Below are 13,009 nucleotides of genomic sequence, written 5' to 3' on the forward strand. Positions count from 1 at the left end.
GCGCATCGACGCATAAGCAACATCCATTTCCGAATTTGTCACCGGAGCGCGTATGAAAATCACCATTATCGGTACCGGCTATGTCGGCCTCGTCACCGGGGCGTGCCTTGCCGAAATCGGTCACGACGTGTTCTGCCTCGACGTCGATCCGCGCAAGATCGATATCCTGAACGGCGGCGGCGTGCCGATCCATGAGCCGGGTCTGCTCGAACTCATCGAGCGCAACCGCCGTGCCCGCCGCATCACGTTTTCCACCGACGTCGCCGCAAGCGTCGCGCACGGCGAAGTCCAGTTCATCGCCGTGGGCACGCCGCCCGACGAAGACGGCTCGGCGGACCTGCAGTACGTGCTTGAAGCCGCGCGCAGCATTGGCCGCTACATGAATGGCTTCAAGGTGATCGTCGACAAGTCGACGGTGCCGGTGGGCACCGCCCAGCGCGTGCAGGCCGTGCTCGCCGAAGAGCTTGCGAAGCGCGGCCTCGATGGCAGCAGCCAGCACCGCTTCTCGGTGGTCTCGAACCCCGAGTTCCTGAAAGAGGGCGCAGCGGTCGACGACTTCATGCGCCCGGACCGCATCATCGTCGGCATTGACGACGACGCGAACGGCGAGCTCGCACGCGAGAAGATCAAGCGCCTCTATGCACCGTTCAACCGTAACCACGAACGCACGATCTATATGGACGTGCGCTCGGCCGAGTTCACCAAGTACGCGGCCAACGCCATGCTCGCCACGCGCATCTCGTTCATGAACGAGATGGCGAATCTCGCTGACCGCGTGGGCGCCGACATCGAGTCGGTGCGGCGCGGCATCGGCTCCGACCCGCGCATCGGCTATCACTTTCTCTACGCGGGCTGCGGCTATGGCGGCTCGTGCTTCCCGAAGGACGTGCAGGCGCTGATCCGCACGGCTGCCGAGTCGGGGCAGAATCTGCGCATTCTGGAAGCGGTCGAGAACGTGAACGATGAGCAGAAGGACGTGCTCGTGCAGAAGATCGTCAAGTCGTTCGGCGAGGACCTGACAGGTAAGCGCTTCGCGGTCTGGGGTCTCGCGTTCAAGCCGAACACCGACGACATGCGCGAGGCGCCGAGCCGCCGCCTGATCGCCGAGCTGCTCACGCGCGGCGCGACGGTTTCGGCTTACGATCCGGTCGCGACCGACGAAGCGCGGCGCGTGTTCGCGCTCGATCTCGCCGGCGTGCCGGATCAGCACGCGCGCCTTACGTTCGCGGCGAGCCAGGACGAGACGCTCAAGGGTGCCGATGCGCTCGTGATCGTCACTGAATGGACGGCGTTCAAGGCTCCCGACTTCGAGTATCTGAAAGACACGCTGAAGGCGCCGCGCATTTTCGACGGGCGCAACCTCTATGAGCCCGACGCGATGGCGGAGCTCGGTTTTGACTACCACTCGATTGGACGGCCTCATGTCAGACACGCAAGCGATGCAGCAGCCCCAGCAGCCTGAGAACGCGGCGCTCGCGCCCGAGGTCACGGTCGTGCCGCGCGAGAAGTTCGCGGCGTCGCGCGTGCTGGTGGTGGGCGACGTGATGCTCGACCGCTACTGGTTCGGCGACGTCAACCGCATTTCGCCAGAAGCGCCGGTACCGGTGGTCCATGTGCAGCGCCAGGAGGACCGCCTCGGCGGCGCGGCCAACGTGGCGCGCAACGCGGCGGCGCTCGGCGCGAGCGCGGGGCTCCTGTGCGTGGTGGGGCATGACGAGCCGGGCGAGCGCATCGTCGAGCTGCTCGGCGAGAGCCACGTGACCGCGTATCTCGAGCGCGATCCCGCGCTGCCCACCACGATCAAGCTGCGCGTGCTGTCGCGCCAGCAGCAGTTGTTGCGTGTGGACTTCGAAAAAACGCCCGCGCATGAGGCGCTGCTCGCGGGCCTCGCGCGCTTCGACGCGCTGCTGCCCTCGCACGACGTGATCCTGATGTCGGACTACGCGAAGGGCGGCCTCACGCACGTCACGCAGATGATCGCGAAGGCGCGCGCCGCTGGCAAATCCGTGCTGGTCGATCCGAAGGGCGACGACTGGGAGCGCTATCGCGGCGCGAGCATCATCACGCCGAACCGCGCGGAGTTGCGCGAGGTGGTGGGGGGCTGGAAGTCCGAAGCGGATCTGCTCGCACGCGTGACGAAGCTGCGCCAGGAGTTGCAGTTCGACGCGCTGTTGCTCACGCGCTCGGAAGAGGGTATGACGCTCTTTTCCGATGCCGGCGTGCTGCACGCGCCGGCTGTCGCACGCGAAGTGTATGATGTCTCGGGTGCTGGCGACACCGTGATCGCGACCGTCGCGGCCTCGCTGGGCGCGGGCCTCTCGCTCGTCGCGGCTGTCGCGCTCGCGAACCGCGCCGCCGGCATCGTGGTCGGCAAGCTCGGCACCGCCACCGTCGACTACGACGAACTCTTTCAATGACGTTCCGCGAGTGGCCCGCTTGCGAACAGTGAGCGCGGCCTCTCGACGGGCGCGGTGAGGCAGGGATTTCCGGAGAGTTTTCCCGGCCTCGCGTGAACCTCTTCACCGCAGAACTACCATGACCCTCATTGTGACCGGCGCGGCCGGCTTCATCGGCAGCAACATCGTCAAGGCGCTGAATGAACGCGGCGAAGACCGCATCATCGCCGTCGACAATCTCACTCGCGCGGACAAGTTCAAGAATCTCGTCGACTGCGAGATCGACGACTATCTCGACAAAACCGAGTTCGTCGAGCGCTTTGCGCGCGGCGACTTCGGCAAGGTGCGCGCGGTGTTTCATGAAGGCGCCTGTTCGGACACCATGGAGACCGACGGCCGCTACATGATGGACAACAACTTCCGCTTTAGCCGGGCGGTGCTCGACACTTGCCTCGCGCAAGGCGCGCAGTTTCTGTATGCGTCGTCGGCGGCCATCTATGGCGGCTCGAGCCGCTTTGTCGAAGACCGCGAAGTGGAAGCGCCGCTGAACGTCTATGGCTATTCGAAGTTCTTGTTCGACCAGGTGATCCGCCGCGTGCTGCCCACCGCGCAAAGCCAGATCGCGGGTTTTCGCTATTTCAACGTGTATGGGCCGCGCGAGACGCACAAGGGCCGCATGGCCTCGGTGGCGTTCCACAACTTCAATCAGTTCCGCGCCGAAGGCAAGGTGAAGCTGTTCGGCGAATACAACGGCTATGCGCAGGGCGAGCAGACGCGCGACTTCGTTTCCGTCGAAGACGTCGTGAAGGTCAACCTGTTTTTCTTCGATCATCCCGAGAAAAGCGGCATCTTCAATCTCGGTAGCGGCCGCGCACAACCGTTCAACGACATCGCGAGCACGGTGGTCAACACGCTGCGCGTCATGGACGGCAAGAGCGCGCTCACGCTCGAAGAGCAGGTGCAGCAGGGCCTCATCGAGTACATTGCGTTCCCCGATGCGCTGCGCGGCAAGTACCAGTGCTTCACGCAAGCCGATCTCGCGAAGCTGCGCGCAGCGGGCTACGATGCACCGTTCCTGACGGTGCAAGAGGGTGTCGATCGCTACGTGCGCTGGCTGTCCGGCCAGGTGTAAGCGAAGGTCGCGTCTCCCTAAACTGGACTCTCCTCGCCGGCGATGGTCGCCGGCGTCGGCACCCAAGGAGATCCAGCATGATCAAGAAATTGCTCGCCGCGGCAGCGCTCGTTGCCGCATTCGGCCAGGTGTTCGCGGCCGTGGACGTCAACACGGCCAACGAGGACGCGCTGCGCGGCATCAAGGGCATCGGGCCCGCGCGCGCCAAGGCCATTCTCGACGAGCGTAGCGCGCATGGCCCGTTCAAGGATGCATCCGATCTCGGCAAGCGCGTGAAGGGCCTCGGTGGTCATACCGTAGAACGTTTGCAGTCCGAAGGATTGGCGGTCGGGCCTGCGAATGCGCAGGCGGTGCAAGGCGCGCAGACCGCACAGGCTGGTGCGAAGGCCGCCCCCGCGAAGACCACGACCGTGCAACCGCAAGCCGCAACGGTGGCCGTCAAGAAGTAGTTTTTTCTCCTTTTTATTCAGGACACCTGTTTGATACTCGCGGGGTCGTCTCCTTCAGGCGTTGCTCCAGCGAGATCGACCCGCGGCCCGGGCCGCGGGTTTTTTGCGCCGTCGACATCCCTTACGCCTTCAGGGCTCCCTCAGCGCAGGAAAGCTGCGTGGTTTAGAATCGAAAAATCACCCATCACGCCAGAACGGCGCCCGACCGCCATTACTTATGCCATACAAGACCATTGAAGATACGATCGGCAATACGCCGCTCGTGCAGCTCGTCCGCGTGATCGACGACGAGATTCGCGCCCGCAACAACATCGTGCTGGCCAAGCTGGAAGGCAATAACCCGGCGGGCTCAGTGAAGGACCGGCCGGCGCTGTCGATGATTCGCAAGGCCGAAGAACGCGGCCGCATCAAGCCGGGCGACACGCTCATCGAAGCCACCAGCGGCAACACCGGCATTGCGCTGGCCATGGCCGCAGCCATTCGTGGCTACAAGATGGTGCTGATCATGCCCGAGGACCTGTCCGTCGAGCGTCGCCAGAGCATGGCCGCCTATGGCGCCGAGATCATGCTCACGCCCGTGAAGGGCGGCATGGAATATGCACGCGACCTCGCTGAGCAGATGCAACGCGATGGCAAGGGCATCATCCTCGACCAGTTCGCCAATCCCGACAATCCGCTTGCGCACTACGAGGGCACCGGCCCGGAAATCTGGCGCGAGACCGAAGGGCGCATTACGCACTTTGTTTCGTCGATGGGCACGACGGGCACGATCATGGGTACGTCGCATTACCTCAAGGAGCAGAGCCAGGCGATCGAGATCGTCGGTGCACAGCCCGAAGAGGGGTCGCGTATTCCCGGCATCCGCAAGTGGCCGGAAGCCTACATGCCGAAGATCTTCGACCGCAGCCGCGTGGATCGTACCGAAAACGTGAGCCAGGCCGCCGCCGAAGCGATGGCGCGCCGCCTTGCCTCGGTGGAGGGCATTTTTGCGGGCATTTCGTCGGGCGGGGCGTGCGAGGTGGCCTTGCGCATTGCGCGCCAGGTCGAGAATGCGACGATCGTGTTCATCGTCTGCGACCGTGGCGATCGCTATTTGTCGACTGGGGTGTTTCCGGCCTGATTGCCGTGGCGCGGTAAAACGCGCGAATCCGTGCCTGAATTGAAAACGGGCGGGTTGTCTCTCGGGAGACAACCCGCCCGTTTTGCTATCGGCGCTTGCCGACGTTTACTGGCGCTGCGCCGATTGTGCGCCACCGGTCGCGAGCATCTGCGCCTTCACGCGTTGGCCCAACTGATAGACCGCGAGCGCGTAAAAGAAGCTGCGGTTATAGCGCGTGAGCACATAGAAGTTTTTCAGCCCGAGCATGTACTCGGTCGCGCGGCCCGGCGTAGGCAGGTCGATGACCGTGACCGGCGTGCTGCCCTCGGCGGCGAGGTCCACGCTCGGCTCGTTCAGGGCGAGGCCCGAGCGCATCAATTGCGCGAGCGGCATGCGCGGCTCGGGCTTGCCGTCGGCGGCGGCTTGCGCGATGCCCTGGCTGCCCGCGTCGTTTGCGATCTTCCACACCACGGGGCGGCCCGCCTCCCAGCCGTTCTGCTTCAGATAGTTGGCGACGCTGCCGATCGCATCAGCGGGGCTATTGCGCAGGTCGATATGATGATCGCCCTCGAAATCGACGGCGTATTGCACGATGCTGCTCGGCAGGAATTGAGGGATGCCGATCGCGCCCGTGTACGAGCCGAGCACCGAGCTCGGATCGATCTGCTGGTCGCGCGTCCATACGAGATAGTCTTCGAGATTCTTGCGGAACGTCGCCATGCGATCGGTGCGATTGGGCGTATCCGGATAATCGAAGGCGAGCGTGGTGAGCGCATCGAGCACGCGGAAGTTGCCCATGTAGCGCCCGTAGATCGTTTCCACGCCGATGATGCCGACGATCACCTCGGGCGGCACGCCGAACTGGTCGGCCGCGCGCTGCAGCGTGGCCTGGTTCTCGCGCCAGAAGCGCACGCCCGCGTTGATGCGCACCGTGTCGAGGAAACGCGCCTGGTAGGCACGCCAGTTCTTCGCGCTCGGCGTGGGCGAGGGCGTGACGAGCTTCACCGCCGTGGCCGAATAGCTCACGGTCGAGAAGAGCGCGTGCAGCGCGTTGGAGTTGAAGTCGTAGCGCGCGACCATGTCGTTAATGAATGTGTCGACATTGGCATTGTTCGCATAGCGCTGCGGGACGATTTCCTCTTCGAACGTCTGGCCGTTTTGCGTGGTGCCTTGCTGCGGCGTCTGGACGGGCGCGGGGGGCTTCTGGTTCGCGCCGGGCGTAGCCTGTCCCATGGATTGCGCCGGTTGCGCTGCTTTCGCGGGTTTCGTCGATTGCGCCTGCTCGGCGCATGCCGACAGTGCCGCCACGGCGCAAAGCGCGACGGCGAAAGACTTGAAGCGCGGTTGGCTGAGGGCGGATGAAGCGGACGGGTGCGCGGGCTTTTGCGTCATGGCAGGCGGGCGGATTTGAGCGAGAGGACGTGACCCGGCGCAGTATACCCGAGCCCTTGGAGCTGAAAGCGCCTGGATGTGCGCCGGTGCGGGCTCGCGGGTGATGTGCGGGGGCGCTGTGGTAACGTGGCAACTGTTCGCGCTCGAACGCGGCCCGTGCGATGGTTAAACGCCTGCACGGCAAACCCGACGAAAGACCTGATGGAGACCCGCAGCGTGCCCGAGTGCCGACTCGAGCGCACGGTGCGGCCAGCACGAGACATGACGACCGGCTTTTTCTCGCATCCCGACTGCCTGCTGCATGAAATGGGCGAGTGGCATCCCGAATGCCCCGCGCGCCTGCAGGCGATCGAAGACCAACTCATTGCGAGCCGCATCGATGCGCTGATCGAGCGCGACGATTCCGCGCCGCTCGCTGTGGATGCCGCGCTTCTGCGCGTGCACACTCAGGCGCATCTCGACTATTTGCGCGAGCTCTCGCCGCAGGAAGGCTACGCGGCGATCGACCCCGACACGTCGATGAACCCCCACACGTTGCAGGCGGCGTTGCGCGCGGCGGGCGTGGCCGTGGCCGCAACCGACGCCGTGATCGAGGGCCGCTACGAGAACGCGTTTTGCAGCGTGCGCCCGCCCGGCCATCACGCCGAGCCCGCGCGCGCCATGGGCTTTTGCTTTTTCAACAACGTCGCGGTTGCGGCGCGCCATGCGCTTGATGTGCATGGCCTCTCGCGCGTCGCGATCGTCGACTTTGATGTGCATCATGGAAACGGCACGGAGGCCGCGTTTGCGGGCGATTCGCGCGTGCTCATGTGCAGCATCTTCCAGCACCCGTTCTATCCGTTCTCGGGCGCGGACAACCAGGCGCCGAACATGGTCAACGTACCGATGCCGGCGCGCAGCAAGGGCATGGACGTGCGCGAGGCGATCGACATCATGTGGCTGCCGCGCCTGCACGAGTTCAAGCCGGAGATGGTGTTCGTCTCGGCGGGTTTCGATGCGCACCGCGAGGACGATCTCGGCAACCTGGGCCTCGTCGAGGACGACTACGCGTGGATCACCGAACAGATCCGCGAGGTCGCGAAACGCCACGCGAAGGGGCGCATCGTGAGCTGTCTGGAAGGTGGCTACAACTTGTCGGCGCTGGGGCGCAGCGTGGTGGCGCATCTGCGCGCGCTGGCCGATATCTGAGCGAGGCGGCCGCCGCCGTTTCCCGAATCCCGCGCGGTCGCATCGGGCCCGCCTACGTTAGAAGGAGCCGTGCATCATGAGTGCCGCAGGCGTTTCGTCTTCATCGTCTTCCTCTGCCGATGCCGCGTCGCTCGTCGACGTCGCGCACGACGCGTATGGCGTGCCCGGCGTCGTGCGTCTCACGTTGAACCGGCCTGATGCATTTAACGCGCTTTCCGAAGCGCTCATTGACACGTTGCAGGCGCAATTGGCCTCAATCGCGAAGTCGGATGCGCGCGTCGTGGTGATTGCAGCGGCGGGCCGCGCGTTCTGCGCCGGTCACGATCTGCGGGAAATGCGCGCAGCGCCTTCGCTCGATTACTACAAGCGGCTCTTCGCGCGCTGCTCGAAGATGATGCTCGCGATCCAGTCGATGCCGCAGCCCGTGATCGCGCGCGTGCAGGGCGTCGCGACGGCGGCGGGCTGCCAGCTCGTCGCGATGTGCGATCTCGCCGTGGCCGCCGAATCGGCGCGTTTCGCGGTGTCGGGCATCAACCTCGGGTTGTTCTGCTCGACGCCGGCGGTGCCGCTCACGCGCAACGTCTCGCGCAAGGCCGCGTTCGAGATGCTGATGACGGGCGAATTCATCGACGCTCAGAGGGCCTTGAGCGAAGGGCTCGTGAACCGCGTGGTCGCTGCGGAAGAACTCGATGCTGCCGTGACCGCGCTTGCCGCGAGCATTTGTGCGAAGCCGCGCGAGGCGGTGGCGGCGGGCAAGGGGCTGTTTTACCGGCAACTGGAGATGGGTGTCGAGGCCGCGTATCAACTAGCCGGGCAGACCATGGCCTGCAACATGATGACCGACCCGGCGCTCGACGGCGTGCAGGCGTTTATCGAGAAGCGTTCGGGCAAGTAGGCGTGGGCGCGGCCCCGCGCCCGTTCGCGTGACCGTCAGCAGTGGCGGTCGATCCAATCCATCATTGCGCCGATCACGCGTTCGCGGTCGAGATCGTTGAGCGTCTCGTGATAACTGCCTTCGTAGAGCGTGAGGGTCCGGTCGGGCGACCCCACCTGCGCGCCGAACGCGCGGCTGCCTTCGGGCTCCGTGAGCTTGTCCGCAGTGCCATGCCAGATCAGCACTGGCATGCGCAAGTTCGCGCGGCCCGCCTCGATGCGCTTCATCGCTTCGAGCAACTCGGCGCCCGTGCGCGCGGGAATCGCGCCGTGGTGAACTAGCGGATCGGCGCGGTTTGCCGCGACCACAGCGGCGTCGCGCGCGAGCAGGGCCGCGTCGATCTTCATGGCGGGAAAGCTCGGCCAGACCGCGCTCATCACCCGGCTCGCGGCGATCATCCAGTTCGGCACGTCGCGGCCCGGCGCGAGCGCTGCGCTGGAAAGCAGCAGGCCCGCGAACGGGACGTCCGTGCGCGGGGCGCGCTCGATCGCATAGAGCGCGGCAATCGCGCCGCCCATGCTATGACCCATCAGGAAGAGCGGCGTCTTGCGAGCGCGGCATTGTGCGGCCGCATGCTCGACTAGCGCCTCGGCATCGTCGAGATAATCGTCGAAGCGGGTGACCCATGCGCGGCGTCCGCCCGCGTGTCCATGCCCACGAAGATCGATCGCATAGACGTCGATGCCCGCCGTGTTCAGGCGCGCCGCGAGCGCCGCATAGCGGCCCGCATGCTCGGCGAGGCCGTGCACGAGTGCAATGGCCGCGCGTGGCTCGGCGGTTGGGGCGTACCAGGCGTAGAGCGGCAACTCGGTGCCGTCGCGGGCGCGCAGCGTTGTGCGCTGCGGCGGGGCATTGGCCGCCGATGCTGCGCGTGCCGCATCCCTGGGTTGGGTTGTCTCCATCGTCGATGCTCTCCCTGCTATTTATTGATTTCGTGCTGAACGGTCGGCAGAGGGTAGCACCCGATTTCGGGCATGACGCAGCAATCCTCCTCTAATACTCCAGAGTTATGAAAGTATCGGAAATGATTATTAATAGGAATTTGCCCACCAGGGTAAAATGTCGAGCTAATTCCAGTCCATCAAGCGGCGGCTGTCTGCCGGCGCGACGCGTCTTGAGCGATTGAAAGATCGCGGCACAGGCAACGCGGCGCGCGGCACATCCGCCGTTTCGTTTTTTTCATGATCGAAATTCGAAACGTTTCCCAGCGCTTCGCCGGCCCACAAGGCTGGATCGAGGCGCTGCACAACGTCAATCTGACGGTTCCGCCGGGGGAAGTGTTCGGCATCATCGGGCGCAGCGGCGCGGGCAAGAGCACGCTCGTACGCACCATCAATCTGCTCACGCGGCCCACCGAAGGCGACATCGTCGTCAACGGGCGCACGCTCACGTCGCTCTCCAGCGCGGATTTGCGCGAGGCGCGCCGTGAGATCGGCATGATCTTCCAGCATTTCAATCTGCTCTCGTCGCGCACGGTGTTCGACAACGTCGCGCTGCCGCTCGAACTCGCGGGCATGAAGCGTCCGCAGATCGAGGAGGCGGTGCTGCCGCTGCTCGAACTCGTCGGCCTCTCCGCACAGAAAGACCGCTATCCGTCGCAGATCAGCGGCGGCCAGAAGCAGCGCGTGGGCATCGCGCGCGCGCTCGCGAGCAAGCCCAAGGTGCTGCTTTCGGACGAGGCGACTTCCGCTCTCGACCCGGAAACCACGCGGGCGATTCTCGACTTATTGCGCAAGATCAATCGCGAGCTGAATCTGACCATCGTGATGATCACGCACCAGATGGAAGTGATCAAACAGGTCTGCGACCGCGTGGCCGTGCTCGATGCGGGCCGTGTCGTGGAAACCGGTCCCGTGATTGACGTGTTCCTGCAGCCGCGTCATGAAGTCACGCGCGCGCTGCTCGGCGACGTGATCGCACAGGAGCTGCCGCCCGCGCTCAAGGCGCGCGTGGCCGAGCGACTCGCGAAGGGCAGCGGGCATCTGCTGCGTCTGGCCTTCACGGGCACGGGCGTCGATCAGCCGGTGCTCTCGGAGACGATCCGCCGTTTCGAGCTCGATTTCAACATCCTGCACGGCCAGATCGACGAGATCCAGGGGCAGGCGTTCGGCTCGCTCGCGGTGCTCGCGGGCGGCGATCCGGTGAAGGTCGCGCAGGCGATCGCGTGGCTGCGCGAGCAGGGTGTGGTGGTGGAGGAGCTGTCTCATGTGGACTGAAATGTTCGATATGTTCGTCCAGTCGTTCTGGGAGACGCTCGTCATGGTGGGCATTTCCGGCGTGGTGGGCGCGGCCATCGGCCTGCCGCTCGGCGTGCTGCTCTATTTGACCGACCGCGACGGCGTGCTGCAGAACCTCGCCGTCAATCGCGCGATGGGCGGGATCGTCAACGCCGTGCGCTCGACGCCGTTCATCATCCTGCTGGTTGCCGTGATTCCGTTCACGCGCGTCGTGGTGGGCTCGTCGATCGGCACTGCGGCCGCCATCGTGCCGCTCACCATTTCCGCCGCGCCGTTTATCGCGCGTCTCGTGGAAACCGCGCTGCGCGAAGTCGATCGCGGTCTCATCGAAGCCGCCCAGGCCATGGGCGCGAGCACGCACCAGATCGTCTTCAAGGTGCTGCTGCCTGAGTCGTTGCCGGGCGTGGTGGCTGGCTTGACCATCACGTTCATCTCGCTCGTCGGTTATTCGGCAATGGCGGGCGCGATCGGCGGCGGCGGTCTCGGCGACCTGGGCATCCGTTACGGGTATCAGCGCTTCGAGCCCGAAGTCATGCTGATCGTCGTCGTGATCCTGATCGTGTTCGTGCAGCTCGTGCAGTCGTTCGGCGACTGGCTCGTGCGGCGCTTGAGCCATAAATAAGCAGTCCTTCGATAATTTTCACTCAGGACAAAGGTTGGGTATGCAACGTCGTTTCATGATCCGGCTGGCGGCTGCGCTTGGTGCGGCTTCGATCGCCGCGCCGCTGTTCGCGCCGCTCACGGCGCACGCCGACGAGACCATCAAGGTGGGCGTGACGGGCGGCCCGCACGAGCAGGTGATGGAAGTGGTGAAGCAGGTTGCGGCGAAGAACGGACTCACGATCAAGATCGTCGAGTTCTCCGACTACGTGCAGCCGAACGCGGCGCTCGCGAGCGGCGACCTCGATGCGAACAGCTATCAGCACGAGCCGTATCTCGACGCGCAGGTGAAGGATCGTGGCTACAAGCTCATCAAGCTCGCCGACACGGTTACGTTCCCGATGGGCATCTACTCGAAGAAGATCAAGACGCTCGCTGAACTCAAGTCCGGTGCACGCATTGCGGTTCCCAATGATCCGACCAATGGTGGCCGCGCGCTGCTGTTGCTGCAGAAACAGGGCCTCATCAAGTTGCGCGCCGATGCAGGTTTGAAGGCAACGCCGCGTGATATCGTCGAGAATCCCAGGAAGCTGAAGATCGTCGAACTCGACGCTGCACAGATTCCGCGCTCGCTCGACGACGTGGACGCCGCGGCGATCAACACGAACTTCGCGATGGAAGCGGGGCTCAAGCCGAAGCAGGACGCGATTGCGATCGAGGACCCGAAGGGGCCTTATGTGAACATCGTTGCGATCCGCGCTGCGGATCGCAACAAGCCGTGGGCCGCCAAGCTCGTGGCCGCATACCACTCGCCGGAAGTCAAGCAGTACGTCGAGCAGAAGTTTGGCGGGGCGGTGATTGCCGCGTGGTGAGTGCGTCAGGCAACGCCTGCGTAGTAGGCCTGGTTTGCGCTGTGGGGTAGTCGCCTGTATGGTGTTGGGTTAGGTAGAGAATTCGGTTGGAAAAGCCCGGGCTTGATGTCCGGGTTTTTTCCGACATAAAATCGCACGATCGTTCGCAATATGGGATAGCCGCCAGACCAGAAATGGGTAAGCGGGGTCAGAAGCGGACCGTGCGGGAAATGTGCTGGCGGGTGGGTGCGAGCGGGAACGCTATCGCTATAATGTCCGCCAGGTTGACGTATTCGTAACTTCGGAGCATGTGAATGAAAGTCCTTGTGCCAGTCAAGCGCGTAGTCGATTACAACGTCAAGGTTCGTGTGAAGTCGGATGGCACGGGCGTCGACATCGCTAACGTGAAAATGTCGATGAACCCGTTCGACGAAATCGCTGTTGAAGAAGCGGTTCGTCTGAAGGAAGCCGGTGTGGCGACGGAAGTGATCGCCGTGTCCGCTGGTGTTGCGCAAGCGCAGGAAACGCTGCGCACGGCGCTGGCGATCGGCGCAGACCGCGCGATCCTCATCGAGTCGAATGAAGACCTGCAGCCGCTGGCTGTCGCGAAGCTTTTGAAAGCCCTCGTCGACAAGGAGCAGCCGCAACTGGTGATCCTCGGCAAGCAGGCCATCGACGACGATTCGAACCAGACCGGCCAGATGCTCGCCGCGCTGGCGAACCTGCCGCAA

The 13,009-nt window shown here is 64.4% G+C and carries 13 protein-coding genes; 11 read left to right on the plus strand and 2 right to left on the minus strand.

Annotated features, from left to right (window positions below; translation table 11 throughout):
- The first annotated feature begins 52 nt into the window (after positions 1-52).
- The 5 genes from HV773_RS12005 (at position 53) to cysM (ending at position 5,097) form a co-directional block, all read left to right on the plus strand.
- Positions 53-1,462 (plus strand): UDP-glucose dehydrogenase family protein, encoded by a 1,410-nt coding sequence (locus HV773_RS12005; protein WP_129562522.1) that lies wholly within the window; start codon positions 53-55, stop codon positions 1,460-1,462.
- On the plus strand, positions 1,422-2,417 hold the full coding sequence (rfaE1, locus tag HV773_RS12010) for a D-glycero-beta-D-manno-heptose-7-phosphate kinase (RefSeq protein ID WP_174220058.1): 996 nt from the start codon (positions 1,422-1,424) through the stop codon (positions 2,415-2,417). Before HV773_RS12005 ends, rfaE1 begins: the two co-directional genes overlap by 41 nt.
- Before the next feature lie 118 nt (positions 2,418-2,535).
- Entirely contained in the window at positions 2,536-3,528 is a 993-nt protein-coding gene (gene rfaD / locus HV773_RS12015) for an ADP-glyceromanno-heptose 6-epimerase (RefSeq protein ID WP_129562520.1), read from the plus strand.
- A gap of 77 nt (positions 3,529-3,605) precedes the next feature.
- Positions 3,606-3,977: a ComEA family DNA-binding protein gene (locus HV773_RS12020; protein WP_129562519.1), complete on the plus strand. Its 372-nt coding sequence runs from the start codon at positions 3,606-3,608 to the stop codon at positions 3,975-3,977.
- Between the two features lie 217 nt (positions 3,978-4,194).
- Entirely contained in the window at positions 4,195-5,097 is a 903-nt protein-coding gene (gene cysM, locus HV773_RS12025; protein ID WP_129562518.1) for a cysteine synthase CysM, read from the plus strand.
- 105 nt (positions 5,098-5,202) lie between these two features.
- Here the strand turns inward: cysM and mltB are convergent, their stop codons facing one another.
- Positions 5,203-6,468 (minus strand): lytic murein transglycosylase B, encoded by a 1,266-nt coding sequence (mltB, locus tag HV773_RS12030; RefSeq protein WP_129562517.1) that lies wholly within the window; start codon positions 6,466-6,468, stop codon positions 5,203-5,205.
- A 261-nt stretch (positions 6,469-6,729) separates the two neighbouring features.
- Between mltB and HV773_RS12035 the strand changes: the two genes are divergently transcribed.
- Positions 6,730-7,656 carry a histone deacetylase family protein gene (locus HV773_RS12035; protein WP_129563374.1) on the plus strand — a complete coding sequence of 309 codons (927 nt, stop codon included), beginning with the start codon at positions 6,730-6,732 and terminating at the stop codon, positions 7,654-7,656.
- Between the two features lie 76 nt (positions 7,657-7,732).
- Positions 7,733-8,551, plus strand: a complete 819-nt coding sequence (locus HV773_RS12040) for an enoyl-CoA hydratase (RefSeq protein WP_129562516.1) — start codon at positions 7,733-7,735, stop codon at positions 8,549-8,551.
- Positions 8,552-8,586: 35 nt separating this feature from the next.
- On the opposite strand, the gene HV773_RS12045 is transcribed toward HV773_RS12040, so the two are convergent.
- On the minus strand, positions 8,587-9,492 hold the full coding sequence (locus HV773_RS12045; RefSeq protein ID WP_129562515.1) for an alpha/beta hydrolase: 906 nt from the start codon (positions 9,490-9,492) through the stop codon (positions 8,587-8,589).
- 279 nt (positions 9,493-9,771) lie between these two features.
- On the opposite strand from HV773_RS12045, the gene HV773_RS12050 reads away from it, so the two are divergent.
- From HV773_RS12050 to HV773_RS12065, 4 genes are all read left to right on the plus strand, one after another.
- Complete coding sequence (locus HV773_RS12050; protein WP_129562514.1) at positions 9,772-10,806, plus strand: methionine ABC transporter ATP-binding protein; 1,035 nt, start codon at positions 9,772-9,774, stop codon at positions 10,804-10,806.
- Entirely contained in the window at positions 10,796-11,449 is a 654-nt protein-coding gene (locus HV773_RS12055; RefSeq protein WP_129562513.1) for a methionine ABC transporter permease, read from the plus strand. Before HV773_RS12050 ends, HV773_RS12055 begins: the two co-directional genes overlap by 11 nt.
- Positions 11,450-11,489: 40 nt before the next feature.
- A complete protein-coding gene (locus HV773_RS12060) occupies positions 11,490-12,299 on the plus strand; it encodes a MetQ/NlpA family ABC transporter substrate-binding protein (protein WP_129562512.1) in 810 nt (269 codons plus the stop codon).
- Between the two features lie 293 nt (positions 12,300-12,592).
- On the plus strand, positions 12,593-13,009 hold a 417-nt coding region (locus tag HV773_RS12065), incomplete at its 3' end, for an electron transfer flavoprotein subunit beta/FixA family protein (RefSeq protein WP_175195273.1).

This window comes from Paraburkholderia caffeinitolerans, from assembly GCF_902859945.1.
Classification (GTDB): Bacteria; Pseudomonadota; Gammaproteobacteria; order Burkholderiales; family Burkholderiaceae; genus Paraburkholderia; species Paraburkholderia caffeinitolerans.

Bases quoted from the DNA above. Each gene is read 5' to 3' on its own strand.
- HV773_RS12005 (WP_129562522.1), top strand. From the start codon at position 53: ATGAAAATCACCATTATCGGTACCGGCTATGTCGGCCTCGTCACCGGG.
- rfaE1 (WP_174220058.1), top strand. From the start codon at position 1,422: ATGTCAGACACGCAAGCGATGCAGCAGCCCCAGCAGCCTGAGAACGCG.
- rfaD (WP_129562520.1), top strand. From the start codon at position 2,536: ATGACCCTCATTGTGACCGGCGCGGCCGGCTTCATCGGCAGCAACATC.
- HV773_RS12020 (WP_129562519.1), top strand. From the start codon at position 3,606: ATGATCAAGAAATTGCTCGCCGCGGCAGCGCTCGTTGCCGCATTCGGC.
- cysM (WP_129562518.1), top strand. From the start codon at position 4,195: ATGCCATACAAGACCATTGAAGATACGATCGGCAATACGCCGCTCGTG.
- mltB (WP_129562517.1), bottom strand. From the start codon at position 6,468: ATGACGCAAAAGCCCGCGCACCCGTCCGCTTCATCCGCCCTCAGCCAA.
- HV773_RS12035 (WP_129563374.1), top strand. From the start codon at position 6,730: ATGACGACCGGCTTTTTCTCGCATCCCGACTGCCTGCTGCATGAAATG.
- HV773_RS12040 (WP_129562516.1), top strand. From the start codon at position 7,733: ATGAGTGCCGCAGGCGTTTCGTCTTCATCGTCTTCCTCTGCCGATGCC.
- HV773_RS12045 (WP_129562515.1), bottom strand. From the start codon at position 9,492: ATGGAGACAACCCAACCCAGGGATGCGGCACGCGCAGCATCGGCGGCC.
- HV773_RS12050 (WP_129562514.1), top strand. From the start codon at position 9,772: ATGATCGAAATTCGAAACGTTTCCCAGCGCTTCGCCGGCCCACAAGGC.
- HV773_RS12055 (WP_129562513.1), top strand. From the start codon at position 10,796: ATGTGGACTGAAATGTTCGATATGTTCGTCCAGTCGTTCTGGGAGACG.
- HV773_RS12060 (WP_129562512.1), top strand. From the start codon at position 11,490: ATGCAACGTCGTTTCATGATCCGGCTGGCGGCTGCGCTTGGTGCGGCT.